This is a genomic window from Halanaerobiales bacterium, assembly GCA_035270125.1.
Classification (GTDB): domain Bacteria; phylum Bacillota; class Halanaerobiia; order Halanaerobiales; family DATFIM01; genus DATFIM01.
Genome location: DATFIM010000226.1, coordinates 1 through 2,798, shown reverse-complemented (window position 1 = coordinate 2,798; position 2,798 = coordinate 1). Strand labels below are relative to the sequence as shown.

General features: G+C 26.5%; 1 protein-coding gene. It reads left to right on the top strand.

Going from position 1 to position 2,798, the window contains the following annotated elements:
• Positions 1–545 precede the first annotated feature (545 nt).
• Positions 546–2,798: EAL domain-containing protein (locus VJ881_11105; GenBank protein ID HKL76601.1), on the top strand; the 2,253-nt coding region annotated here is incomplete at its 3' end.

Genomic DNA, 2,798 nt, shown 5'->3' with positions numbered 1-2,798 from the left:
AGCTAATTCAATTAATTCATCATCATTCATATCCTGGTAACTGGTTTGCGGTTTTTTGGGCATAGTCGGGTCCCTCCTATGTGTTATAACTATTATATTAGCTAAAATTGTTTAAGTCAAACCCTAAATCAAATTATTTTTCATTTATTAGTAAAAAATAAAAACATTAAGTTTATATATATCTGATAAAATAGATAAAAGATTCATCTACCGTTTATTTGATACATCTATAATTCACTTCAATATAAAATAGAACTACCTTAGCTAAAAGTAAGTGTGGAAGTTTTAAGTAGTAAAGCTAAGCTAAATTAAATTTTAATATTAATAATCCGCATAAATTTAGGTTCTATTTTATATTTCAGTTCTTTAAGATGTATTAGCAAATAATCGCTAAAATTCTCTTTTCATCTATTTTATCAGATATATTTTAAACATATACTTTATTTTTTACTAATAATAATTCCCAATTATACTTTAAAAATGACATTAATCATGATAAAATTACTTTACATTACAATTTTCCTTACAAATAGGAGGAAGTCATTATGAAAAAATATATAAAAAGACTCTACATATGGGGAATAATAGTATTTTTAATAGTTGCTGGTAGTATGTATCAACAGCATTTAACCAATCAACATCTGGTTGAAGAAAATGTTAAAGAAATGACTTCTCTCTCTGCAAATTTACTAAATGAAAAAATTAGTAGCTGGTTAAGTACAAAATCAAAAGTAATAGAAGATATTGCAGTTAATTTTGCTCGAGGTTCTTACACTGAAAATGAGAAGTTAGTTGTAATGGAAGACCTAATGGCAGAAAATGAAGAATTTTTCTCTATATATTGGGGAAGTCCTACTAATAAAATGATTAATGCCAGTGGCTGGCAGCCTCCTGCAGATTTTGATCTTAGAGAAAGACCCTGGTATGAAAAAGCAGTAAAAGAAGAGGAATTAATATATACTGAAGCTTTTGTTAATGCCAGTAATGATGACATTATAATCACCATTGCCAAACCTGTTTATAGTAAAAATAATGATCAACTTTTAGGAGTAGTAGCTGGTGATTTATCCATAAAGACTATTATAGATTTTGTTAAAAAAGAAAAAGAAGCAGAAAAAGGTTTTTTTCTTTTGGTAGATAGCAAAAAAAATATTTTAGCACACCCAGACCATGATTATTCTCTAAAAGATGGCCCTCCTTCTTTAAGTGAAAAATATGATAATTCTTTCCACTTTAATTCTGATTTTAAAAATTATGTAAATAAAATAAATTTTAATGAAAATGAAGGTTATTTAACCTATATACCTGTCAAAAATACTGATTGGTATCTTGGTAGTTTTACCCCTCTCACTAATTATACTGATACTTACTCGAGATTATTCCGTTCATTTATGAGAGCATTTTTAGTTTCCGCTATAGTTTTTATAATCTTCTTTTATATTCATAATAAATATGTATTTTCACCTTTGAAAAAATTTGATGAAGATATTAGAAAAATTGATTTGGAGAATAATTTAGACTATCGAATAGAAGTAGATGAAAAAAGTGATCTTAAATTTTTGAAAAAATCTATAAATAAGGTATTGGATAAAACTCAGGATTATTTTGGAGAATTAAAAGAAAAAAGAGAATATATTAACTTTTTAGCAAATCATGATCCACTAACTGAACTTCCTAATCGAAGAAAATTTATGGATAAATTAAAAGATGAATTAAAGATAGAAAATGAAGGTGCTGTTTTACTTCTTGATTTAGATAATTTCAAAGACATCAATGATACCTTAGGTCATTTATATGGAGATAAGGTACTTAAAAAAATATCAAAAAAATTAATTGAGTTAGAAAGTAAAAAAATCTTTGTTTCCCGCTTTGGTGGAGATGAATTTTTAATTTTAATCAGGGGAGAAGCTGAGATAGAAAAAGTAAATGAATATATAAATAAAATTACAGAGCATCTTGAAAAACCTATCAATGTTTTTAATAATGAATTACATATAGAATTTAGCATGGGGGTTACTCTTTATCCTCAGGATAGTACTGATATGAATAAATTAATTACTAATGCTGATACTGCAATGTATAGAGTAAAGAAAAAAGGTAAAAGTCATTATATGTATTTTAATCAAAATATGACTAAAAAGTTAAATGAAAAGAAAAGAATTAAAAATATATTAAGAGATGCTATAAAAAGTAATGGATTTAAATTGAAATTTCAGCCTCAGGTAAATCTAAAAACTGGTAAAGCAGATAAATTAGAAGCTTTACTTAGATTAGAAAAATATGATATATCTCCTGGTAAATTTATACCAGTAGCAGAGGAGACAGGGTTGATTATTGATGTTGGTAGATGGGTAACTGAAAAAACAGTTGAGGAAATTAGAGACTGGAAGGATAATGGTTATGAAGCAAGAACAGTAGCTATTAACTTTTCAGGAGAACAGTTAAATGATGATAAATATGTTGAATTTTTGAAAGATACTCTGGAAAAATATGAGATCAGACCAGAGTATATTGAAATTGAAATTACTGAAAATATTCTTATTGAACATAAAAATGAGTCTCTTGAATTTCTTGATAATCTAAAAGATTTAGGAGTAAAGATAGCTTTAGATGATTTTGGTACAGGTTATTCATCTTTAAGTCAGCTTACATTCTTACCTGCAGATTATATTAAATTGGATAAAATATTGATAGAAAGATTTATTGCCGGTGAAAAATTAAATTCAATAGAAAGTCTAATTAAATTAATTCACAGTCTGGATTTAAAAGTAGTAGCTGAGGGTATAGAAGAATATGAT